The 22,656-nt window shown below is 31.4% G+C and carries 33 protein-coding genes; all 33 read right to left on the reverse strand.

What is annotated here, in order from left to right; translation table 4 throughout:
• Positions 1 to 52 precede the first annotated feature (52 nt).
• Positions 53 to 1,243, reverse strand: coding sequence for an energy-coupling factor transporter ATPase (locus tag STIUS_RS03160; RefSeq protein WP_162649930.1), 1,191 nt, complete (start codon positions 1,241 to 1,243; stop codon positions 53 to 55).
• A 124-nt stretch (positions 1,244 to 1,367) separates the two neighbouring features.
• Positions 1,368 to 1,727, reverse strand: a complete 360-nt coding sequence (gene rplQ, locus STIUS_RS03165; protein WP_162649931.1) for a 50S ribosomal protein L17 — start codon at positions 1,725 to 1,727, stop codon at positions 1,368 to 1,370.
• Positions 1,728 to 1,739: 12 nt separating this feature from the next.
• Entirely contained in the window at positions 1,740 to 2,693 is a 954-nt protein-coding gene (locus STIUS_RS03170) for a DNA-directed RNA polymerase subunit alpha (RefSeq protein ID WP_162649932.1), read from the reverse strand.
• A 2-nt stretch (positions 2,694 to 2,695) separates the two neighbouring features.
• Positions 2,696 to 3,085, reverse strand: a complete 390-nt coding sequence (gene rpsK, locus STIUS_RS03175) for a 30S ribosomal protein S11 (RefSeq protein ID WP_162649933.1) — start codon at positions 3,083 to 3,085, stop codon at positions 2,696 to 2,698.
• Positions 3,086 to 3,102: 17 nt separating this feature from the next.
• The gene (rpsM, locus tag STIUS_RS03180; RefSeq protein WP_162649934.1) at positions 3,103 to 3,468 is read right to left on the reverse strand and encodes a 30S ribosomal protein S13; all 366 of its coding nucleotides are present in this window, start codon (positions 3,466 to 3,468) and stop codon (positions 3,103 to 3,105) included.
• Positions 3,469 to 3,479: 11 nt separating this feature from the next.
• A complete protein-coding gene (rpmJ, locus tag STIUS_RS03185; protein ID WP_162649935.1) occupies positions 3,480 to 3,593 on the reverse strand; it encodes a 50S ribosomal protein L36 in 114 nt (37 codons plus the stop codon).
• A gap of 24 nt (positions 3,594 to 3,617) precedes the next feature.
• On the reverse strand, positions 3,618 to 3,845 hold the full coding sequence (infA, locus tag STIUS_RS03190; protein ID WP_162649936.1) for a translation initiation factor IF-1: 228 nt from the start codon (positions 3,843 to 3,845) through the stop codon (positions 3,618 to 3,620).
• On the reverse strand, positions 3,846 to 4,613 hold the full coding sequence (gene map, locus STIUS_RS03195; protein ID WP_162649937.1) for a type I methionyl aminopeptidase: 768 nt from the start codon (positions 4,611 to 4,613) through the stop codon (positions 3,846 to 3,848).
• Complete coding sequence (locus tag STIUS_RS03200; protein WP_162649938.1) at positions 4,613 to 5,248, reverse strand: nucleoside monophosphate kinase; 636 nt, start codon at positions 5,246 to 5,248, stop codon at positions 4,613 to 4,615. Before STIUS_RS03200 ends, map begins: the two co-directional genes overlap by 1 nt.
• 10 nt (positions 5,249 to 5,258) lie before the next feature.
• Positions 5,259 to 6,656: a preprotein translocase subunit SecY gene (secY, locus tag STIUS_RS03205; RefSeq protein WP_162649939.1), complete on the reverse strand. Its 1,398-nt coding sequence runs from the start codon at positions 6,654 to 6,656 to the stop codon at positions 5,259 to 5,261.
• An 8-nt stretch (positions 6,657 to 6,664) separates the two neighbouring features.
• A complete protein-coding gene (rplO, locus tag STIUS_RS03210) occupies positions 6,665 to 7,102 on the reverse strand; it encodes a 50S ribosomal protein L15 (protein WP_162649940.1) in 438 nt (145 codons plus the stop codon).
• A 12-nt stretch (positions 7,103 to 7,114) separates the two neighbouring features.
• A complete protein-coding gene (gene rpsE / locus STIUS_RS03775) occupies positions 7,115 to 8,515 on the reverse strand; it encodes a 30S ribosomal protein S5 (RefSeq protein ID WP_203234701.1) in 1,401 nt (466 codons plus the stop codon).
• 9 nt (positions 8,516 to 8,524) lie between these two features.
• A complete protein-coding gene (rplR, locus tag STIUS_RS03220) occupies positions 8,525 to 8,875 on the reverse strand; it encodes a 50S ribosomal protein L18 (protein WP_162649941.1) in 351 nt (116 codons plus the stop codon).
• A gap of 23 nt (positions 8,876 to 8,898) precedes the next feature.
• Positions 8,899 to 9,441, reverse strand: coding sequence for a 50S ribosomal protein L6 (gene rplF / locus STIUS_RS03225; protein WP_162649942.1), 543 nt, complete (start codon positions 9,439 to 9,441; stop codon positions 8,899 to 8,901).
• A gap of 13 nt (positions 9,442 to 9,454) precedes the next feature.
• Entirely contained in the window at positions 9,455 to 9,844 is a 390-nt protein-coding gene (gene rpsH, locus STIUS_RS03230; RefSeq protein ID WP_162649943.1) for a 30S ribosomal protein S8, read from the reverse strand.
• 20 nt (positions 9,845 to 9,864) lie between these two features.
• On the reverse strand, positions 9,865 to 10,050 hold the full coding sequence (locus tag STIUS_RS03235; protein WP_162649944.1) for a type Z 30S ribosomal protein S14: 186 nt from the start codon (positions 10,048 to 10,050) through the stop codon (positions 9,865 to 9,867).
• A gap of 10 nt (positions 10,051 to 10,060) precedes the next feature.
• Positions 10,061 to 10,609, reverse strand: coding sequence for a 50S ribosomal protein L5 (gene rplE / locus STIUS_RS03240; RefSeq protein WP_162649945.1), 549 nt, complete (start codon positions 10,607 to 10,609; stop codon positions 10,061 to 10,063).
• A 14-nt stretch (positions 10,610 to 10,623) separates the two neighbouring features.
• Positions 10,624 to 10,938 carry a 50S ribosomal protein L24 gene (gene rplX / locus STIUS_RS03245; protein WP_162649946.1) on the reverse strand — a complete coding sequence of 105 codons (315 nt, stop codon included), beginning with the start codon at positions 10,936 to 10,938 and terminating at the stop codon, positions 10,624 to 10,626.
• Between the two features lie 12 nt (positions 10,939 to 10,950).
• Positions 10,951 to 11,319: a 50S ribosomal protein L14 gene (gene rplN, locus STIUS_RS03250; RefSeq protein WP_162649947.1), complete on the reverse strand. Its 369-nt coding sequence runs from the start codon at positions 11,317 to 11,319 to the stop codon at positions 10,951 to 10,953.
• Between the two features lies 1 nt (position 11,320).
• A complete protein-coding gene (gene rpsQ / locus STIUS_RS03255; RefSeq protein ID WP_162649948.1) occupies positions 11,321 to 11,581 on the reverse strand; it encodes a 30S ribosomal protein S17 in 261 nt (86 codons plus the stop codon).
• 14 nt (positions 11,582 to 11,595) lie between these two features.
• Positions 11,596 to 12,516 carry a 50S ribosomal protein L29 gene (gene rpmC, locus STIUS_RS03780; protein WP_162649949.1) on the reverse strand — a complete coding sequence of 307 codons (921 nt, stop codon included), beginning with the start codon at positions 12,514 to 12,516 and terminating at the stop codon, positions 11,596 to 11,598.
• Positions 12,516 to 12,929 carry a 50S ribosomal protein L16 gene (rplP, locus tag STIUS_RS03265; protein WP_162649950.1) on the reverse strand — a complete coding sequence of 138 codons (414 nt, stop codon included), beginning with the start codon at positions 12,927 to 12,929 and terminating at the stop codon, positions 12,516 to 12,518. The genes rpmC and rplP overlap by 1 nt, the downstream gene beginning before the upstream one ends.
• A gap of 2 nt (positions 12,930 to 12,931) precedes the next feature.
• Complete coding sequence (rpsC, locus tag STIUS_RS03270; RefSeq protein WP_162649951.1) at positions 12,932 to 13,738, reverse strand: 30S ribosomal protein S3; 807 nt, start codon at positions 13,736 to 13,738, stop codon at positions 12,932 to 12,934.
• Between the two features lie 13 nt (positions 13,739 to 13,751).
• On the reverse strand, positions 13,752 to 14,093 hold the full coding sequence (gene rplV / locus STIUS_RS03275) for a 50S ribosomal protein L22 (protein ID WP_162649952.1): 342 nt from the start codon (positions 14,091 to 14,093) through the stop codon (positions 13,752 to 13,754).
• Between the two features lie 16 nt (positions 14,094 to 14,109).
• Positions 14,110 to 14,382: a 30S ribosomal protein S19 gene (rpsS, locus tag STIUS_RS03280; RefSeq protein WP_162649953.1), complete on the reverse strand. Its 273-nt coding sequence runs from the start codon at positions 14,380 to 14,382 to the stop codon at positions 14,110 to 14,112.
• Positions 14,383 to 14,390: 8 nt separating this feature from the next.
• On the reverse strand, positions 14,391 to 15,233 hold the full coding sequence (rplB, locus tag STIUS_RS03285; protein ID WP_162649954.1) for a 50S ribosomal protein L2: 843 nt from the start codon (positions 15,231 to 15,233) through the stop codon (positions 14,391 to 14,393).
• 89 nt (positions 15,234 to 15,322) lie between these two features.
• A complete protein-coding gene (gene rplW, locus STIUS_RS03290) occupies positions 15,323 to 15,607 on the reverse strand; it encodes a 50S ribosomal protein L23 (protein ID WP_162649955.1) in 285 nt (94 codons plus the stop codon).
• Entirely contained in the window at positions 15,607 to 16,233 is a 627-nt protein-coding gene (gene rplD / locus STIUS_RS03295) for a 50S ribosomal protein L4 (RefSeq protein ID WP_162649956.1), read from the reverse strand. The genes rplW and rplD overlap by 1 nt, the downstream gene beginning before the upstream one ends.
• 12 nt (positions 16,234 to 16,245) lie before the next feature.
• Positions 16,246 to 16,944, reverse strand: coding sequence for a 50S ribosomal protein L3 (gene rplC / locus STIUS_RS03300; RefSeq protein WP_162649957.1), 699 nt, complete (start codon positions 16,942 to 16,944; stop codon positions 16,246 to 16,248).
• 55 nt (positions 16,945 to 16,999) lie between these two features.
• On the reverse strand, positions 17,000 to 17,308 hold the full coding sequence (rpsJ, locus tag STIUS_RS03305; RefSeq protein ID WP_162649958.1) for a 30S ribosomal protein S10: 309 nt from the start codon (positions 17,306 to 17,308) through the stop codon (positions 17,000 to 17,002).
• Between the two features lie 165 nt (positions 17,309 to 17,473).
• The gene (gene alaS / locus STIUS_RS03310) at positions 17,474 to 20,137 is read right to left on the reverse strand and encodes an alanine--tRNA ligase (protein ID WP_162649959.1); all 2,664 of its coding nucleotides are present in this window, start codon (positions 20,135 to 20,137) and stop codon (positions 17,474 to 17,476) included.
• 79 nt (positions 20,138 to 20,216) lie between these two features.
• Complete coding sequence (locus STIUS_RS03315) at positions 20,217 to 21,224, reverse strand: hypothetical protein (protein ID WP_162649960.1); 1,008 nt, start codon at positions 21,222 to 21,224, stop codon at positions 20,217 to 20,219.
• Between the two features lie 68 nt (positions 21,225 to 21,292).
• Entirely contained in the window at positions 21,293 to 22,636 is a 1,344-nt protein-coding gene (locus STIUS_RS03320; protein ID WP_162649961.1) for a M17 family metallopeptidase, read from the reverse strand.
• Positions 22,637 to 22,656 lie beyond the last annotated feature (20 nt).

Raw genomic sequence — 22,656 nt, forward strand, 5'->3', positions numbered from 1 at the left:
AAAGAATTTAATTCATTTTGATATTGTTTTTGCAATACTTTTTCATTATTAATTATTTTTGACATATTTGCCCCACTAATTCATCTAAGTTATCAACATGTGAAATTTTAACTCCAACTTCGTTTAGAGCTTCCTCCATTAATGTAACGAACGGAACATCAAGTTTAATTGATCTAATGAATTCTTTGTCTTTTAAAATTTCAGACGGCTTACCACAACGAACCAATTCTCCACGATTCATAACAATAACTTTGTCAGCATTTAAAATCTCATCCATATCATGTGTAATTGATATAATTGTTTTATTTTCATTTTGTCTTAAGTCAAGCATGATTTCTTTAACTTCTTTTTTACCTTTAGGATCTAACATACTTGAAGCCTCATCGAAAATCAAAATATCTGGCGAAAGAGCCAGAGCTGAAGCAATAGCAACTCTTTGCTTTTGACCACCTGACAATAATAGTGGTTCGTGATCTAAGAATTTTTCCATTCTAACTTTTTTGGCAACTTCTTCTATGATTGCTGGCATCAATTTTGGATCCATTTGCCTGTTTTCTAAACCAAAAGCTATATCGTCTTTAACTGTTGATCCAATGAATTGGTTATCAGGATTTTGGAAAACTATTCCCATAAATTTAATAATATATTTAATAGTTGACGCACTAATTGCGTTTCCATAAATAGAAACTGATCCTTCATTAGCCCTTAAAACTCCAATTAATAATTTTGATAAAGTTGACTTACCACTACCATTGTGACCAATAATTGTTACATATTCTCCATGATTGATTTCAAAGTTGATATTTTTAAGAACATACGGATGCTCTGATTTATACTTGAAACTAAGGTTTTCCACCTTAATTGAAATATCATTTAGCTTAGAAAGAACTGCTGTTTTACCTTTGCTTTTCACTGCATGTTTAGCTTCAGAATTTATTTTTCTTGCCAGCTCATAGTCATCTTGTAAAACTGAAAAATTTGGATCAGTTTGATTAGAATTTTCTAAAGCTCTTTTACATTCCACTTCATTGTCTTTGAACTTTGTAGTAACAGCTATTTTTTTAAATTTCTCTTTTGCCAATTTAAATTCTAACTCAACTGCTTTAACATCATCTTTTGTAACAAGTTTGTTTGAGTACTTATTTTTTATTTTATGCAATGCTTTGGCCTTAAAAAGAACTTCACCCCATTCTGAGTTAAGTTCAATTTTAAAGTCATTTAAGTCTTGTAATGTCAATTTCATAATTACTCCGTTATCTATATTCTAAATTATAATTTTTATAATTTTCAACTTTATTTGTTATATTAATTTTACCAAATTTACACAAAAAAACATTAAGCATAAACTTAATGTTTGTAGAGAATAATTATACTAATTCGATAATAACTATTGGTGCATTGTCCCCTTTACGGTTATCAAGTTTTAAGATACGAGTGTATCCACCATTTCTATCTTTATATTTTTTTCCTAATTTTGTGAAAAGTTTTTGTAAAGCAGTTTCTTTATCAGAAGCGTCGATATCTCTTAATCAAGCAGCAGCTTGTCTACGAGCATGTAAATCTCCACGTTTAGCTAAAGTAATCATTTTATCAAAATGCACTCTTAACTCTTTTGCTCTTGTTTCAGTAATTTCTAATTTTTCTTTAACAATAAGTTCTGTTGTTAGGTTTCTCATAAGTGCTACTCTTCAAGCAGTATTTTTACCTTGTTTTTGAATATATGACATATGTGCCTCCTACTAAACAGATTTAAATAGCAAACCAAGTTGTGCTACTTTGTCTTTTATCTCTTTTAAAGATTTTTTTCCTAAATTGCGGATCTCTTGAATATCATATTCAGATTTTTCAACTAGGTCACGCAAAGTATTCACATTTGCTCTTTTTAAGCAATTCAATGATCTTTGTGTGAAATCTAATTCTTCAATTGGTCTGTCTAATTCTTTTTCATCAGTTTCATCTTCTACACCTAATACTTCTAATTGAGTTGCACTAGTGTTTAAGTCTACTAATAATGATAAATGTTCTGATAATATTTTTCCTGCAACTGCAACTGCCATTGAAGGAGTAACAGATCCATCAGTTGTTACTTTTAATATTAAAATTTCAAAATCTTGTGTCTTACCAATATTTGTTGGTAAAACTTCATAAGAAACATTTAATACTGGTGTGTAGTTTGAGTCAATTGTAATTGAACCAACTTCTTGTTTTTCTTTTTTATTTTCTTTAAATGATCTATAACCTCTTGAGTTTTTAGCCATTAAAATCATATCCATAACTCCACCATCAGAGATAGTAGCGATATGTAAGTCTTTATTAATAACTTCAACTCCAGCAGGACATTCAATGTCTGCACCAGTTACGGCTCCAACAGTTGAAGATTTAAGTGTTAGCTTAGCAATTTCCCCTTGGTTGAACATTGTTTCATCGATTCTTAAAATTAATTTTTTTATGTTAAGCACAATTCTACTTACATTTTCAACGATACCGTTAACAGAAGTAAATTCATGTGTGGCTCCAGCAATTTTAATTGCGTATACTGCAGCTCCTGGTGTTGAACTTAGTAGTGTTCTACGAATTGCGTTTCCAATTGTAGTACCAAATCCTCTTTCTAATGGTTGTAATGTAAATTCAGCGTAGTTTTTAGTTTCGTCATTTTTTATGACTTCATATTCTGGTCTTGTAAATGGTTTCATGATTATCCTCTTGGTTTCTTGCGAGGTCTTACACCATTATGAGGTAAAGGTGTTTTATCATAAATTGAAACAATTTCTAATCCAACTCCACTTAAACTTCTAACGGCAGCATCGCGCCCTGGTCCGGGCCCTTTTACTTCTACTTGAATTGTTTTTACACCATGCTCCATGGCACCCTTACCAGCAGCTTCTGCAATTAATTGAGCTGCGTAAGGTGTTGATTTTTTAGATCCTTTAAAACCCAATGTACCAGCACTTGATCATGATAGTACATTTCCTGTTTCATCAGAGATTGTTACGATTGTATTATTAAATGTTGCGTGTACGTGTGCTATACCTTTAGGTATGTTTTTTTTGATTTTTTTCTTAACGTTTCTTTTTGGTTTCGCCATGATTAACTATCTCCTACCTATTTCTTTTTATTAGCAACAGTCTTTCTAGGACCTTTTCTTGTACGCGCGTTTGTTTTTGATGATTGCCCTCTTACAGGTAATCCTTTACGGTGTCTTGTTCCTCTATATGAACCAATTTCCATTAAACGTTTGATGTTTAATAATTGTTCCCTTCTAAGGTCACCTTCTGTTTTTTCTTCTAGTAATCTTTTTGTTAATGTTTTGATTTGTTCTTCGGTTAAATCCTTAACTCTTACATTTTCGTTGATAGTAACGTCTGCTAAGATTTTTTGTGATCTTGATAGACCAATTCCATAAATGTAAGTTAAACCGATAACAACTCTTTTATTATTTGGTATTTCTACTCCACTAATACGAGCCATGTCTTATCCCCTTATCCTTGTCTTTGTTTATGTTTTGGTTGTTCACAAATAATCATTACTCGACCTTTTCTTTTAATTACACGACATTTGTCGCAAATTTTTTTAACTGATGATCTTACTTTCATCTTTCGGTCCTCCGTGATTAATGTTTATTTTCCGTTTTTGAATCTATATGTGATTCGCCCAAGTGTTGGGTTGTATGGTGAAATTGCTACAGTTACTGTATCTCCGGGTAAAATGCGAATGTGATTCATACGGATTTTACCAGACACTTGAGCTGAAATAACTATATTGTTTTCTAATTTCACTTTGAAAGCGGCGTTGGGTAATACCTCAACCACTTGACCACTGACTTCTAAATAATCTTCTTTAGCCATCTAATCCTCCATTGGTTTTATGGTAGTCAAGATTTCATATCCTGACTCTGTTACAAGTATTGTGTGTTCAAAATGAGCTGTTGGTTCTTCATTTGCAGAAACAATAGTTCATCCATCTTTTAACATTTTTACTTTGCTAGTACCAATTTGTACCATCGGTTCAATACATATAGCCATACCCTCAATCAAACGAGCACCAGTATTTGGTGTTCCTTGATTTGGGACCATTGGATCTTCATGCATTGATTTACCTATACCGTGTCCTGAAAATTCAGTTGGTAAATAATATCCTTGCTCAACAACGAAGTTTTCTATTGTTGATGATATATTACCTAATCTAACTCCTGGTGCTATCTGCTCGATTGCAAGGTATAGGGATTTTTCAGTAGTCTCTAACAACCTTTGGTGTTCAGGGTCTTTTGAATCACCGCAAATAATGCTGAATGCTGCATCGGCATGATAGCCTTTGTAAATGCATCCTGCATCAATTGAAACAATATCTCCTTCGTTAATAATACGATCTGAAGGTATTGTGTGAATTAATTGTTGATTAATAGAAATACAAGTATACGCAGGAAATCCCATGTAACCTTTAAAACTACTTTTACAATCATTCTCAGTAATAAATTCATAAAAGAATTTATCTAAATCTAAGCAATTAACTCCCGGCTTGATCATTTGTTGTAAATGATATAGAGCCGCGCCCAAGACTTTGCCAGCATGTCTCATTAATGCTGCTTGGTCTTTATTTTTTAATGTTATGTTCATTAAAGTTTTAGTCCTTCAACAACAGCCTCATATAATTCTGTTGGAGTGACGTTTGTTACGTCAATTTCCACCATTTTATTATTATATATATTTATAAGTGGGGCTGTCAATGTGTTGTATTCTTCCAAACGAACTTTAATTTTATCTGGTGCATCATCAGGTCTTACAACTAATGAGGTTCCATCGTTATCACAAATGCCATTAACTTTTGGTTTAATATTGATTTTATGATAACTTTTTTTACATACAGGACAAATCATTCTATTACCTAAACGTTCAATTAAAACAGACTCATCACACACAAAGTGGATAACTTTGTCTAACTTAGTACCTTTAGATTCCAGTAATTTATCTAAACCTGCAGCTTGACCAACAGTTCTAGGAAATCCATCAAACAATAAATTATCTGATTTTTTTTCTAAAAACTTAGCAACCATACCAATTGTAATTTCATCTGGAACATATTTTCCAGCGTTAATATATTCAATTGCTTTTAGTCCTAATTCAGTTTTATTTGAGATTTCAGCTCTATAAAGATCTCCTGTAGATAATTGCGTAAATCCATTAAATTTAATCAACTTTTCTGAGGCTGTTCCTTTACCAGAACCTGGTGCACCCAATAATAAAATGTTCATATGTTTTCTCCTATCAAATATGTGATGAATTTGAATCTCCAATCCCATTTTCAAACTTGTCTTGTTTCTTGTCAATGAATGATTGTTGAATCAATCTACCTTTTACTTGCTGAGTTGTTTGTAAAGCAACAGAAATAATAATAATTAATCCTGTACCCCCTATCGCCAAGTTGGATGGCAAGTCGGTTAATTTTGCAATTACATATGGTAACGCAGCAATTGTAGCCAAGAAAAGTGCTCCATAACAACTTAACCTATTGATTGTACCACTCAAGAATTTTTGAGTATCTTTACCAGGATTAATACCAGGAATAAATGTTCCTGACTTATTAAAGTTATCTGCAATCTTTTCTGGATTGATTTGTACTTGCGAGTATAGGAATGTAAATAATATAACTGTTACAGAATATACTATTATTCCACCTCATGAAGAGAAAGATAAGAAGTTATCCGTGAAGTATACAAAACCACTACTTGGATTTGAAATCTTAACAATCTCTGCAATTGTGATTGGGGTTGATATAATTGCCGAGGCAAAGATTACAGGTATAACTCCAGCATTATTTAATTTCAATGGGAGATATGGCATATTTTCTTCACCCTCAACGAGACCTGAACCAGTTTGTTGGATTGGTATTTTTCTTTCTACTTCATTTGTAAAAGTAACAATAAATATAACAAATACAAATGCAACCATATATATTGCAAAATAAATTAGTCCTTCAAATAATACTGTCGCTTCATTTGAAGCATTTGTTCAAAAACCATATGTATCAATGATGTTTTGAGGCATTCCCGAAACAATACCCACAAAAATTATTATTGATATACCGTTTCCAATTCCCTTGATTGTGATCTGGTCAGAGATTCATAACATTAAAAATGTTCCTGCCAGCATAATAAGTGGAATTAAGAAAAAGTAGAATGTGGCTCCACCAATTGTATCCATTTCTCATTTGGGTTCAATTAGATGATATTGTGACAATGTAAATATTGTTGCAATAGTTTGCATCAGAGCAAATGGAATTGTCAATACTTTCGTTAGGCGATCAATTTTTTTTCGACCCCTTTCTCCAGACTTAGATCAATTTGTAAGAATTGGAACTACATCTGTTGAAAGTAATTGAGTAATAATTGATGCAGTAATATAAGGTGATACCCCAAGGGCTAATATTGAGAATTGATTTATACTTCCACCACCAAGTGTTGAAAGTAATTTAAAAAACTCAATGTTATTAGCCCCCTCCGTATAATCACTTGACAATGTAACACCAGGCACAGTAATAAGCATTGCAATTTTTACAAACAATAAAACAACTAAAGTGAAGATAATTCTCTTCACTAAGTCCTTATTTTTTATTGTAAATTTTGGTTTATCTTTTTTATTAACTTGGTCTGATTTTCTCATATGCCACCTTAAATTAAGTCTACGCTACCTCCGGCAGCTTTAATTGCTTCCTCAGCGTGTTTTGATACCTTGTTAACTTTAACTACTAATTTTTTAGTTAATTCACCATTACCTAATATTTTAATTAAAACTCTTTTGTTTTTAATTACTTTTGCATTAAATAATGTTTCGTGATTAACTTCTGTTAATTTTAATTCTTGAAGTTTTTCAATATTAATAACAACATATTCTTTTTGAAAAATGTTTGTGAATCCAACTTTTGGTATTCTTCTGAATAAAGGAGTTTGACCCCCTTCAAATCCTGGTCTAACTCCTCCTCCACTACGTGAATTTTGTCCTTTGTGACCACGAGTAGAAGTTTTTCCTTTTCCTGAACCCATACCTCTACCAACTCTAGTAGTGTCTTTTTTTGAACCTTCAGTATATTTTAATTCATGTAATTTCATATTAAGACCCTCCTATTTTTTTGACATTTCTTCAGAAATTGAACGCATGTAAATGATCAATTCTTTTTTAGTCATGTCTCTTAAGTTTGCTTTTTGTAATTTAGCAGATAGTTTATTTTCTATTGCCATTTTTCTAGTAGTGTTTGAATGTTTTTGTAAGTCACTTCTTTTTTCTTTAATAGATGCTGATCCATCTAGCTTAGATCTTTCATCAGCTGAAAGTTCTTTAACATTGATTTTTTTTGCAGCTTCAACTTTTTTTGCAGCTTCAGCAGCAGCTTTTTCTGCATTTTTCTTAGCTTCAGCTTCTTTTTTAGCAGCAGCTTTTGCCTTTTCAGCTTCAGCTTTTAGCTTTTCAGCTTCTTTTTTAGCAGCTTCTTTTGCCTTTACATCTGTTTCTGATTTAGCCTTTTCTTGAATTTTTTTAGCTTCAGCTAATTTTTTTTCAGCCTCTTTTTTAGATTCAGTTTCTTTTTTAGCAGCTTCTTTTGCCTTTGCTTCAGCTGCTTTCTTAGCTTCCATATCAGCAGCAGATGGAGATTGAGTTTTTGCAGCTAATTCTTCTGCATACTTTTTCTCCATTTCTTTTAAAAATTTACTTGCTTCTGATTGTTCAGCTTTAGTAACTGTTTCAACTGGTTTTGGAGCGACAACTTTTTTAACTTCAACTGGCTTAGCAACTGGTTTTGGAGCTTCAGCTTTTTTAACTTCAACTGGCTTAGCAACTGGCTTTGGAGCTTCAGCTTTTTTAACTTCAACTGGCTTAGCAACTGGCTTTGGAGCTGGTTTAATTCCTTGTCTTAGCATTAATATTTTTTCTGCTGTTAACATTTGGCTAAGACCATCAATTGTTGCTCTAATCATATTAATTGGCGTATTAGATCCTAATGATTTAACATAAACATCTCCAATACCAGCACATTCAATAACCGCACGAGCTGGTCCCCCTGCAATTACCCCTTTTCCTTTAACGGCAGGTTTAATTAGCACGCGACCTGAACCAAAATGTCCAATGATTTCATGAGGAACTGTTGTTCCAACAATTGAAACCTCTACTAATGATTTTCTTGCGTTTTTGATAGCTTTTTTAATTGCATCAGGTACTTCGTTTGCTTTTCCAGTACCCAATCCAACATTACCTTTTTTATCACCAATAACTACAACAGCTCCGAAACGGAATCTTCTTCCACCTTTAGTAACTTTTGTAACACGGTTAATTGCAACAACTTTTTCTGTGTAAGGATTTTCTTCTCTTTCACGTTTGAAACCTTTGTTACCATCACGTTTTTTATTATTATTAAATGATCTTTTGTTATCTGAAGAAGTGTTATTAGATGAGTTTGTGTTATTAGATTTTAATACTGCATTAGGTGCAATATTAGCTATTTTATTTGCTTGTGTAATTTCTGCCATGCGTACCTCTTAAAATTTAATTCCTTCTTCTCTAACAGCTTCGGCAAATGCCTTAACTTTACCATGGAAAATATATCCACCACGGTCAAATACTACTTCTACTATTTTTTTAGCTTTCGCTTTTTTTGCTATATCTTTTGCAACAGCTTTAGCTGCTTCAATATTACATCCGTTTTTTAATCCCATTTTGATTGATGATGCACTCACTAAAGTAACACCATTTAAATCATCAATAATTTGTGCATAAAAGAATGAGTTTGATTTAAATACATTAAGTCTTGGTTTTGTTTTTGATCCACTAACTTTTGAACGAACACGAAAGTGTCTTCTTTTTCTAGCTTCTGCTTTTGAATATTTCATTTTATCTCCAACTTATCAACTGACTATTTACCAGCTGATTTTCCTTCTTTTCTGATGATTTTTTCATCACTGTACTTAATACCTTTACCTTTATATGGTTCTGGTTTTCTGTAAGCTCTAATTTCTGCACAAACTTGTCCAACTAATTGTTTATCAATTCCTGAAACGATAATTTTAATTGGTTTTGGGATTTCTACTGTAACACCTTTTGGTATTTGATATGCAATTGGGTGTGAGTAACCTAATGATAAGTTTATTTTATCACCTGCTAAAGCAGCACGATAACCAACCCCAACAATGTCAAGTTCAACTTTGTAACCAACACTTACACCAATCAACATTCCTGATAATAGTGAATTTGTTGTTCCGTGTAATTGCTTAGTATGTTTGATCTCATTTGTACGTTTTGTAACTAATCCATCTTCTTCTAAAGAGATCGCTATTAGTGGTGAGAATGATTGTCTCAACTCTCCTTTTAAACCTTTGATTATAACTGTGTTATTTTCATCAAATTTTACTTCAACTCCAGCCGGAATTTTTAGAACTCTATTTCCTATACGTGACATATGTTCCTCCTACTTATCAGATGAAAGCTAACACTTCACCACCTACGTTAGTAGTGCGCGCAACTTTATCTGTAATAATTCCTTTTGATGTTGATATGATTGCTATTCCTAATCCGTTAAGTACTTGTGGTATTTCACTTGCATTTGAATAAACTCTAAGTCCTGGTTTTGAAATTCTTTTCAATCCACGTATTACTCTTTGTTTTTCAACATATTTTAAAGTTATTGTTATATCTTTTTTATAGTCTGTTCCGATTTTGAAGTCTTCAATGAATCCTTCAGCTTTTAGAATTTTTGCGATATCTTGTTTCATTTTTGATCCTGGTATTAATACTGTTGGATGAAAACGTTGATTTGCATTTCTAATTCTAGTAAGCATATCTGCAATTACGTCTGTTGTCATATTTTAGTTTTCTCCTTGTATTATCATGATGCTTTAGTTACTCCAGGAATTTGTCCTTTGTAGGCTAATTCTCTGAAGCAAATACGGCATAAATTGAATCTTTTTAATACTGAATGTGGTCTACCGCAATTTCCACAACGTGTATAATTTCTAACTTTAAATTTTTGGTGTGATGCTTGTTTTACTTTTAATGCTTTTCTTGCCATCTTTTACCTCTTACTTAGCGAATGGCATACCCATTTGTTTTAACAATGAGAATGATTCGTCCTTATTTTTTGCTGTTGTTACGAATGTTACATCCATACCACGGATTTTTTTTACTTTGTCATAATCTATTTCTGGGAAAATAATTTGTTCTTTAATTCCCATTGTATAGTTACCTTGCTTATCAAAACCTCTATTTGACACACCTTTAAAGTCACGAACACGTGGCAGTGCTACATTAGTTAGTTTTGACATAAAGTCATACATTTTTTTACCACGTAAAGTAACTTTTACACCAATAGGCATACCTTCACGTAGTTTAAATACAGCTATTGATTTTTTTGCTTTAGTAACAAGTGGTTTTTGACCTGTTATTTGTTGCATTTCAACAGCAGCATCATCGATTCTTTTTGAATCTTGTACAGCATCACCAATACCCATGTTAAGAACAATTTTTGTTAACTTAGGAACTTCCATAATTGATGTGTATTTGAATTCCTTCATTAATGAAGGAACAATTTTTTCTTTATATAAAGTTTCTAATGCACTTTTATTTGTCATAAATTAATTCCTCCTTATTTTAATGAATTACCTGTTTTTTTTGCTATTCTAGTTTTCTTAGAACCAGCGATTTTATACCCTACTTTTGTAATTGAAGATTTATTTTTTGGATCTATTAAAGCTATATTTGAAATATCAACTGAAATATCAATTTGAATTATTCCACCTTCTTTACCATCTTGCGTTGGTTTTTGGTGCTTAACACCTGTAATACCATTAACATACACTCTTGATTTATCTTTAGAAAATTTTGTAATAGGACCTTGTTCACCTTTGTGTGAACCTGCAATTACTTTAACTACGTCTCCGACTTTTAATTTAAGTTTCATATTAATTTCCTCTTAAAGTACTTCAGGAGCTAATGAAGCGATTTTTGAAAAACCAGCATCTTTAACTTCTCTAGCAATCGGACCAAAGATACGAGTACCTCTTGGTGACTTATCATCTTTTATAATTACAGCTGCATTTTCTGAAAATTTGATATATGTACCATCTTCTCTTCTAACTCCACGAATTGATCTAACAATAACCGCTTTGACAACTTGTCCTTTTTTTACAGTTCCACCAGGTGCTGCCTGTTTAACAGTTGCAACAATGATGTCTCCGATATTTGTAAATTTTCTAACACTTCCACCTAAATTTCTAATAACTAAAATTTCTTTAGCCCCTGAATTATCAGCGACTTTTAATCTTGATTCTGTTTGTAACATATTAAATTAATGATTTCTCAACTACTCTAATTAATCTGAAATTTTTAGTTTTACTTAGTGGTCTAGTTTCCATAATTTCAACTTTATCACCAATCTTGGCAATACCTTTTTCATCGTGGGCTTTGTATTTTTTTGAGTGTTTGTAACGTTTTTTGTATGTTGGGTGTGTTTTATAAGTTTCAACTTCTACAGTAATAGTTTTGTCCATTTTATCTGACACAACTTTACCAGTAAAAGTTCTTCTTAGTGAATCTCTTTCCATATTTACTCTAATCCTTATTTTTTATTTTTAGATTTTTCATTTTCTTGCAATTCTTTATCTAGTAGGTTTTTGTTTGACCCAAAAACATAAGTTTTTGCATCCTTTGGTTTTTTAGGCAGATCAACGTTTATTGCTTTGAAGTTATCTTCAATTTGAATATCCATTTCACTTATTTTTAAAGGTGTTTTTGTTTCTTTAACACCTGCCGATTTTGTTTCGGTTTTTTTTGCAGCAGACTTAACTTCAGCTTTTTTTGCTACAGGTTTTGCAGCAGACTTAACTTCAGCTTTTTTTGCCACAGGCTTTGCAGCAGACTTAACTTCAACTTTTTTTGCTGCAGGTTTTGCAGCAGACTTAACTTCAGCTTTTTTTGCCACAGGCTTTGCAGCAGACTTAACTTCAGCTTTTTTTGCCACAGGCTTTGCAGCAGACTTAACTTCAGCTTTTTTTGCTGCAGGTTTTGCAGCAGACTTAACTTCAGCTTTTTTTTCTACTGGCTTCGCAGCAACTTTAACTTTTTGTTCTGTAGCTGTTGGAACTTCCATTCCTGCTCCAGCCATCATAGCTGCAGTAAAGTCATCAACATTTCCAGTTGAACTCATACCCATTTGATCTTGTTGCATTTGTTGTACTTGTTCAATTTGTTTTTTTCTAACTGCCTGACCTTCTTTGTCAGCAGCTTTAACGGCTTTGCTATAGTTTGTTTTAACAGGCTTAATTTTTTTAACTTCACCAGCTTTCATTCTTTCTGAAATTAATAATTCAATTCTAGCAATGTCTTTTTTTAATACTTTTAATTTATGAGTTTGCTCTAAACTACCTACTGCGGCTTGAAATTTTAAAGCAAATAATTCTGCTCTTTTTTCTTCGCTTAGTTTCATTAGGTCAGATGTAGATTTTGCTCTAAGTTCTAACATAAAGTCTTGATTAGTCATTATTCTTCACCTCTCTTAACTATTTTGCATCTCACAGGAAGTTTATGCATAGCAAGTCTCAATGCTTCATGAGCAACTTCTTCACTCACTCCACCAATTTCAAACATTATTTGTCCTTGTTTCACTACTGCCACTCATTCTTCAGGAGATCCTTTACCAGATCCCATTCGAACTTCCAGAGGTTTTTTAGTAATTGCCATATGTGGGAAAATTCTAATTCAAACTTTACCAAAACGTTTCATATATCTTGTCATAGCAATACGTGAAGCTTCAATTTGTCTTGAAGTTATTCAATCTCCATCCAATGACATCAATCCGTATTCTCCGAATGCTACAAATTTTCCACCTTTAGCTTTACCTTCATAACTTACTCTATGAGGTCTACGGTATTTAACTCTTTTAGGCATTAACATAACTATTTACCTCCCTTTACAGCATTTGCAGTTGGTGCTGCAGATCTGTTATTGTTTGGTTTGTTATTTGGACGGCGATTACCATCTCTTGGTCCACGATTTTCTCTTGGTGGATAAGGTTTTGATGACGCTGGTTTTTCAGTAATAAATAGATTTTTATTTCTATTATTTTTATCTAAAATTTCACCATGGTTAATTCAAACTTTAACACCGATTTGACCATAAACTGTCATTGCTTCATATAGAGCATAATCAATATCAGCACGTAGTGTTGATAATGGAACAGAACCTTCTAGATACCCTTCAGTTCTGGCCATTTCAACTCCACCTAAACGTCCTGATACAGAAGTTTTAATTCCTTTTGCTCCGGCCTTAAGTGCTTTTCTAATAGCTAATTTTTGTACAGTTCTAAATGATGCACGGTTTGTAATTTGTTCACCAATAAATGCTGCCACTAAAGCTGCATTGATATCTGGATTTTTTATTTCTATTACATTGATCTTGATTTTTGCATTTTTGTTTTTAATTGTCATTTGAATTCTTTTAACAAGAGCAGGAATATTTTTTCCTTCTTGTCCAAGAACAACTGCTGGTCTTGCTGTATGAATAAATAAAATAATTTCTTTTTTAGTTCTTTCTATTTCAATTTTAGAAACTGCTGAGTTTTTAAAATCTGCTAATAGAGTTTTTCTTATCTTAATATCTTCGTGTAATCATTTTACATATTCGTCTTTTTCAGCATATCAACGGTCTTCTCAACCACGGATAATACCAACACGAAGAACATTAGGCGATACTTTTTGTCCCATTTAATCTATTCTCCTATTTCTTAAATTCATCACTTACAACAATTGTTATATGACTTGTACGTTTTAAAATTTCAAATGCTTTACCGTGATCTTTTGGTCTGAATCTTTTTAGAGTCGGACCTTCGTTTACTAATATTGTTTTTACAAATAATTTGTCTGCTTCGGCACCATCATTATTAACTGCATTAGCTATTGCTGAGTTTAATAATTTAAGTACTGGTTCAGATGACCTTTTATCTGTATTGTTTAATACAGCTATTGCTTCATCAATTTTTTTGCCTCTAATAGCATCTGCTACTAATCTAACTTTTCTAGGTGAGGTTCTTAGCATAGATAGCTTTGCGCTTGTTTCCATATTTTATTCCCTCTCCCTATTTCTTTTTCTTTTTGTCATCACCGTGACCACCGAATTTACGTGTTGGAGAAAATTCCCCCAACTTGTGTCCTACCATGTCTTCAGTTACATAAACATTGATGAATTCTTTTCCGTTGTAAACAGCAAATGTGTGTCCAACAAAACTTGGGAAGATAGATGATCTTCTTGATCAAGTTTTAATTATTTCGTTTTTACCATCTTTAGCAGTATCGACTTTCTTTAAAAGATAATCGTCTGCAAATGGACCTTTTTTTAATGATCTAGACATCTAACCTCCTATTTTTTTTCTCTTCTTCTTACTATTAATTTAGTAGAAGCTTTTTTCTTGTTTCTAGTTTTAACTCCAAGAGCTTTTTTACCTCATGGTGTTACTGGTGCTGAACGTCCAATTGGAGCACGTCCTTCCCCCCCACCATGTGGGTGATCGTTAGGGTTCATAACTGATCCCCTAACTGTAGGTCTAATACCTCTTCAACGATTTCTACCAGCTTTACCTCAGTTAACTAAGTTGTACTCTTCATTTCCAACTTCACCAACTGTTGCATAACATTCAGCAAGTATTTTTCTAACTTCTCCTGAACCTAGTCTGATAATTACATATTTTCCATCAGCTTCATCTCTACCTAATATTTGAGCTGACGCTCCAGCAGATCTAGCCATTTGGCCACCCTTGCCTGGTCTCATTTCAATATTGTGAATTAATGTTCCTTCTGGAATATTTTTTAGTGGTGCTGCATTACCAGTTTTTATATCGGCATTTTCTGAAGCTATGATTTCTTGTCCTACCTTCATACCTTTTGCAAATATAATGTAACGTTTTTCTCCATCTGCATAGTTAACCAATGAAATGAATGCATTTCTGTTTGGGTCATATTCAATAGTTGCGATTTTTCCTGGAATATCTAGTTTATTTCTTTTGAAATCAATAACTCTATAATTCCTTTTGTGTCCACCACCTTTATGTCTAGTAGTAATGTGACCTTGATTATTACGTCCACCTTTTTTGTTTAGTTTAGTAACTAATGAACCTTCGGGTGTATCTGTTGTTAAAACAGAATAATCAAGTGTTGTCATATTACGACGACCATTTGTGGTTGGCTTATACTTTTTGATTGGCATAATGTGTTCTCCTTGTCGTCAATCACTTATATCATTTTTTGCAATAAGTAGTTATTACACTAATAACTTTTTCTACAATTCATTTAATTCTATAAGTCGTTTAAGATTTCGAATTTTTCTCCATCTTTTAATTTGATGATTGCTTTCTTGTAAGAGGCTTTAGTTCCTTCGAACTTACCCATTCTTTTGGCTTTACCATCGTAATTCATTGTTCTAACTTCTTCTACTTTTACATTAAATATTGTTTCGAACGCTTTTTTGATTTGTACTTTATTTGCTTTTTTATCAACAATAAAAGCATATTCATTGTTAGCTCTAGAAGCATATGTCTTTTCTGTTAACAATGGTTTTTTAATAACTTCTGTTAAGTGCATTAGGCGTATACCTCCTCAATGTGTCTGATTGCATCTTCTGTAATCAGTAATGTTGTTGCATTCATTAAATCAAATAAGTTTAATTTAATTACGTCAATTGTTTTAACACCTGTAATATTTGATGAAGATTTAGCTACATTGAAATCATCTTCTAGTGTTACAACTAATGTTTTTTTATCATTGATTTTTAGAGCTGTTTGAATTTTAATAAACTCTTTTGTTGAAGGTTTTGCAAATTTAAATTGATCTACAACAATTAAGTTTGTTTCTTTAGCTTTGATTGATAAAGCTGATTTAATAGCAAGTTGTCTAACTTTTCTATTAACCATTTTTTTGTAATTAATGCTTGGAGTTGGACCAAATACTACTCCTCCACCTCTTCATTGTGGAGCTCTAATAGAACCTTGACGGGCTCTACCTGTTCCTTTTTGTCTTCATGGTTTTTTACCACCACCAGATACTTCACCTCTAGTTTTAGTTTTTTTAGTACCTTGTCTTAAAGCTGCTTGTTGAGCAATAACTGTATCGTACATTGCTTGTTTATGTGGTTTGATTCCAAATACACTTGAAGCAATTTCAATATCCTTAAGAGTTTTACCTGTTGTATCAAATAATTTAATTTTCATATAAACCCCTTATTACTCAGCTGCAGCCATTTCTTGAACTGGCGCCTCTTCTTTTTTGTTTCTAGAAATAATTTGTGAAGCTTTTGTTGCTTTTTTACCCTTAGCATTTTGTTTGATAATTACAAATCCTTTTTTAGGTCCAGGAACTGAACCTTTAATAAGCATTACATTTTTATCATCTAAGATTGCAACGATTTCTAAATTTTGAATTGTTACTTTTTCATGTCCCATGTGACCTGCCATTTTTTTAGATTTAAAAATCCTGTTAATAATGGCTCCCATTGATCCAATACCTCTGTGGTATCCTGAACCATGAGCTTTTGGCCCGATTGAGTAATTGTGTCTTTTAATAGCCCCAGCGAATCCTTTACCTTTAGAAATTCCTGTAACATCGATAAATGTTCCTGCTTGGAAAAGTTGACCTGGTGTCAAGTCTTCTCCAATTTCAAAACCTTTCATATTACGGATCTCTTTAATGAAGCGCTTAGGTGATGAGTTTGCAGCTTTGAACTGACCCATCTGTGGTTTGTTAACTAAATTTTCTCTTTTTTGACCCACACCTAATTTCAGTGCTTCATATCCGTCTTTTTCAATTGTTTTAACTGCAAGAACTTTATTTGGTTCAACAGCCACAACAGTTACTGGAATTAATTTTCCATTTTCGTCGAATACTTGAGTCATCTCTAGTTTTTGTCCTAAGATTCCTATCATAGATTTTCTCCTTTATTTTTTGTAATAAGTTTCATACATACTTTGTGATTTTGTTTTATAGTTTGATTTCTATGTTAACCCCTGTAGGCAATTGAACTCTTGTAAGTGAATCCATTGTTTTTGCAGTGGGGTTAATAATTTCTAAAATTCTTTTATGTGTTCTAATTTCAAATTGTTCACGTGAATCTTTGTGTTTATGAACAGATCTAAGAATTGTGATAATTTCTTTATCAGTTGGTAAAGGGATTGGTCCCCTAACTTTTGCACCAGTTGATTCAGCTGCTTCAATGATTTTTACCATTGACTGATCCACGATTGCATTGTCATAACTTTTAAGTTTGATTCTTATTTTTTGCTGAGCCATTAATTCCTCCTATATAATAGACAACCCTTATCGGTGTATTGTCAATATGCACACAAAATACATACGTAATATTTATTATATAGAAGTTTTTAATTAAGATACATACAATTTGAAATTTGGTTTTAGATTTAAAATAATAAAAAAACTCAAAAAATTTGAGTTTTTTTATTTAGATTTTATAATTTTACCTTGGGCAAATTTGCTATTTCCCCCACCTTTAATTTCAAATCTTGGGTTATTTTTTAAGATATCAATTGCAGGTATTTTTGGGTCACTAGAAGAAATAACACAAACTTTTAACAATTCATTGAATCCCTCAAATATCAATAGATCATATTTGTTTTGCAGTATGTCTGATATTTTTTTAAACATTTGCATATCTAAACTATCGTTGATTAAAACAATTTTGTTATTTATTGGTTCTAAAGATTTAAATTTATCTACTATAGAATCTGTCATTTCAGATTCTGCAGCTTTCTGATATAGCTTAAATTCATTTTTAAATTCAAAAACAAGTTCTTTAATCTTAGTATAATTTTCTTCTATGATTTTTAATGAGTCAATTTTTTCAATTAGTGAGGCAATTGATTTAGAAGATTTAATCTTTGATAATTCAATAAATTTATTTTTTTGACCAAGAATTTCATTTCTTTGTTTTGAAAATTGTTCTTCTAAAAATTCCTGTATTTTACTTTCAGTAGTTAGTGCAGTAAATCTATATACTCCACTTCCCTTTGACTCCACACTTGTCACAAATAATTTTTCAATAATTCCTGTTTGTGGAACATGGGTTCCACCACAGAGTTCACTTGAAACATTTGAAAATTTAACAACTCTTACTTCAGAATCATATTTATCACTAAATAAAGCGATAGCATTATGCTTTTCAATTGCATCTTTTAAAGAACAATAATAAACTTCACGTTTGAAATTTTTAGCAATATACTTGTTTGCCTGATTTGAAATTTTTACAATTTCATCTTGTGTTGGCATCCTGTTAAATGAAATATCTAATCTGAACCCATCTTCATTATTATAACTACCAGTTTGAGTTGCATCATTTCCCAATACTTCACGAACAGTTGCATGCAATAAGTGTGTTCCTGAATGATTATTAGCTGTAAGATCTCTTTTTATCTCATCAACCTCAGTAATTAAAAGATCACCTAATAATATTTTGCTACCAACAACCACAGTGTGAATATTTTGTCCGTTAGGACCTGACTGAACATCAATAACTTTATGTATTTGTCCATCATTATTAACAAGTATTCCTGTGTCATTTGCTTGACCACCTTTTTCAGCATAAAATGGGGTTTTGTCCAAAATAATTTGAATAACTTGATCTTGTTTTGCTTCTGAAAGTTCTTTATCGTTTGCAAACATAAAAACGACTTTTGAATTTCTAGTTGTAAGAGTTTCATAACCAACAAACTCAGACTCAACTTTTAAATCAGTTAAAATTTTTGATTGCTTATTCCAAACTGAATTATTTTTATTTGCATTTTTAGCAATTTCTTTTGCGTCATTAAATAGTTTGTCAAAACCATCCAAATCAACTTTAATGTTTTCTCTTTCACCCAACTCAGTAATTATCTCAATTGGAAATCCATATGACTCAAATAACAATAATGCATTTTTGGCAGAAATTGATTTTTCTCTTTTAATTATTTCATTAAATAATTCATATCCCTTAGTCAATGTTTTAAGAAATTTTGTTTCTTCTTCTAAAATTGATTTTTTGACAATATCCTTTTTGTCTTTTAAATAAGTATAAAACCCACTCATTGTTGAAATTACAACATCAACCAAATCGGATAGAAATGGTTTATTTATTCCAAGTGCTTTAGCATATACACTTGATCTTCTAATTAGTCTTCTAATAATATATCCACGATCTTTATTTGAAGGAAAAGCTCCATCAGCAATTGCAAAAGTACAAGCACGTATATGATCTGCTATTATTTTAAATGCTGTATTAATTTGAGTTTGCTCTTTATTTGGTTTAAAGTAATTTTCTAATGAATATCTTTTTGTTGTTAATTTTTCAACTGCTCTAATTGTAGGCATAAATAAATCAGTTTCAAAATTTGTTGGTGTTTCTTGAAATATTGAAACCATTCTTTCTAACCCAGCTCCGGTATCAATATTTTTCCTTGGTAATGCTGTATAGTTATTTTGACCATCATTATTGAATTGCGAAAATACGATATTTCAAACTTCAATATATCTGTCATTTTCAATATCGTCTTTTAATAATTTAACTCCAATATTTTTTGGATCTCAAATTTCACCACGATCAAAAAATATTTCACTATTAGGACCACAAGGACCTTGCCCTACATCTCAAAAGTTAGTATCTCTTCCCATTTTGAAAATTTTGTCTTCCGATAAACCTATAATATCTTTTCAAATATTAAATGCTTCATCATCTTCATCAAATACAGTTACATAAAGTTTTTCAATTGGCATCGCGTATCAATCTTTTGAGGTTAATAATTCTCAAGCAAATTGTATTGCTTCTTTTTTAAAATAATCCCCAATTGAAAAGTTACCTAGCATTTCAAACATTGTTTGGTGTCTTGCAGTAACTCCAACATTCTCAATGTCATTCGTTCTAATGGCTTTTTGTGAGTTTGTTAATCTTTGTGATGGTGGGTTTAATCTTCCATCAAAATAAGGCTTCAATGTTGCTACTCCTGAATTTATTCAAAGCAAACTAGGATCATTAACCGGAACTAAACTAACCGGTTCCAAGAAGTGATGTTGTTTTGATTTAAAAAAATCTAATCAGATTTTTCTAACTTCATTTGCACTTAATTTTTTCATATCTACCCCTAAATATAAGTCAATTTTACCATAGTATATTTATTTGATTATTTGATAGTACACAAAAGCTCAACTCTTTCTACTTCAAATCTTTTGACAATCAATCTTTAATTTGAGTCAATGATTCTTTAGCTTTTTCTGAACCTTCATTTACAAAATTATCTTTGAACTCATTTATACTATTTATAATTTCTTCCTGGTCAATTCCTAGTAAGCCACTTAATTCACTAATATCAATTTTAATTTCGTCACCCATTATAGATATCACACCACCTTCAGTGTTAATTATTTGATTTACGATTTCTTCCAAATTACCATCATTAATTTTTCCTAAAATACCATCAACAAATTCTTCTGCCTTGTCTTTAATATTTTCTATTCCAGAGATAATTCCACCAGTTATGATATGTGCTTGCCCTTTTATGAAAACTGTAAGTATTGTTGCTGTCTTAACATTAGCATTTATTGAAAAAATTAAAAATCAAATACCAAAAAATAACATAACGATAAAAAACATGAAATACGCAACTTGCACACTTAATTTTATAAATTCAAATTTTGGAGCAAAAATAATAGCTAAAGTTATTAAAAAAATTAATCCTATATTTACTCAAGCAATTATCATTGGAATATTTAATATAAATTTAATTACTGATTGTGTTGATAATGTTTGATAATTCATACCTGAACCAAATATTCCACCTATCATACCATTAAAAAAATTAATTCCAGTCTCTCCTGATGTTTTAACAATTTCTCTAAATGTATCTAGTATTGGATCAATTGTTGAATTAAGAGGATCTAATATATGAAACCAATTATATGAAAGTGCTATTAATAGAAATGTAATAAGCAATGTAATTACTGATCATAATGAAAATAGTGTATACACTGCTACTCTAACTTTTTTCTTATGAAAAAATTTATAAAGTACAAGAGTCATTAAAGTTACAAATATAAATATTGCAGAACCAATGATCATTGCATTATTAATAAAAGTGTCTACTGAACCTAAATCTATTTTTCCAATAATACTTGTTATAAAATTGTCTACAAAGTTATTTATATTATTTTCAATGCTTCTCATCTTTTATCCTTTTAATGTATCTATACTTAATATAAATAAAAAAACACCTAATAACGATGTTTGTTTTTTTATTTTGATCCTAATTCAAATAGCGTTTTTAACATAGGCGCATCACCACGATCATTTGTTGCATCAGTGGCAGCAATGTCTAGATGTATGTATGGTTTACCTTCTGCAAAATGGTTTAAGAAGGCAGCAGCAGTTGATGATCCAGCTTGTCTACTTGTTTCAGAATTATTTAAATCTGCAATTTTTGAAGCTTTTTGCATTACTTCGAAATGCTCCTCAATTACTGGTTGTCTTCATACATATTCAATTGCTTTATTATGTGCAATTTCGAATTCTTTGTAGTATTCGTCATTTGTTGAAAAAGATCCTGTAAACCAAGCTCCTAAAGCAATAACAATTGCTCCAGTTAATGTAGCTACGTCAACTACTTTTTCTGCTCCAAATTTTCTAATAGCTAAAGTTATTCCGTCAGCCAATACTAATCTACCTTCTGCATCTGTATTACCTATTTCAACAGTAGTTCCATTCATTGAAGTTAATACTGACTCAGTAAGAGTTGCTGATGAACCAATTCTATTATCTGTTAAACATGCAACGGCAATTACATTTGATTTAGCTTTTGCTTTTGCAAGCGCCATTACTGAAGAACAAACAATTGCTGCTCCTGACATATCAAATTTCATTCCTTTTAAAAATTGTGAACCTTTTAAGTTATATCCACCAGAGTCAAAACAAATTCCTTTTCCAATATAAGCAGTTTTTTCAATTGAACTATCTGATGAATATTCCATTACTACTACTCTAGCTTCAACACTTGATCCAGCATTTACTCCAAGTAATAATCCCATTTTTAATTGTTCAATTTGCTTTTTGTTATAAACAGTTACTTTTAATCCTGCTATGCCTTTTGCTTTTTCAACAAGCATATTAGCAATTTCCACAGAAGTTCCAATGTTAGGTGGTAAGTCTTGTAGATTTCTTGCAAAGTTTACAAATTCCATTTTAATTTCTGACGAATTAAAAATTGCATCAAACTCATTATTATTAAATACAATGTTAAAATCACGGTCGTGTTTTTTAGCATCTTTTTTAAGTACATAACCTGGATTATTTGCAAACATAATTGCCTCTACCACAACTTGGAAAATCTCTTTGTCATTTTCTTTGATGCATAAGAATGATTCAATATCCACATTTACATTGTATGGCAATGAAGTAAACGTTGTTTTAATAATGTTTTCTAATTTTCTTAAACTTGTTTTTTCATTTAAGAATAGGTATATTGTTTTTTCTTCACTAATTAAAGTTATTGCTCCTGGAGTCTTTACTACCATCGCATTATCACTTGAGCAAATGGCTTTAAGCGTAATGTCAAATGACTTGTTATTATTTTTAAATATCATAATTTTTACCTCTATACATA

Origin of the sequence: Spiroplasma sp. TIUS-1 (genome assembly GCF_010365785.1) — a bacterium.
Classification (GTDB): Bacteria; Bacillota_I; Bacilli_A; order Mycoplasmatales; family Mycoplasmataceae; genus TIUS-1.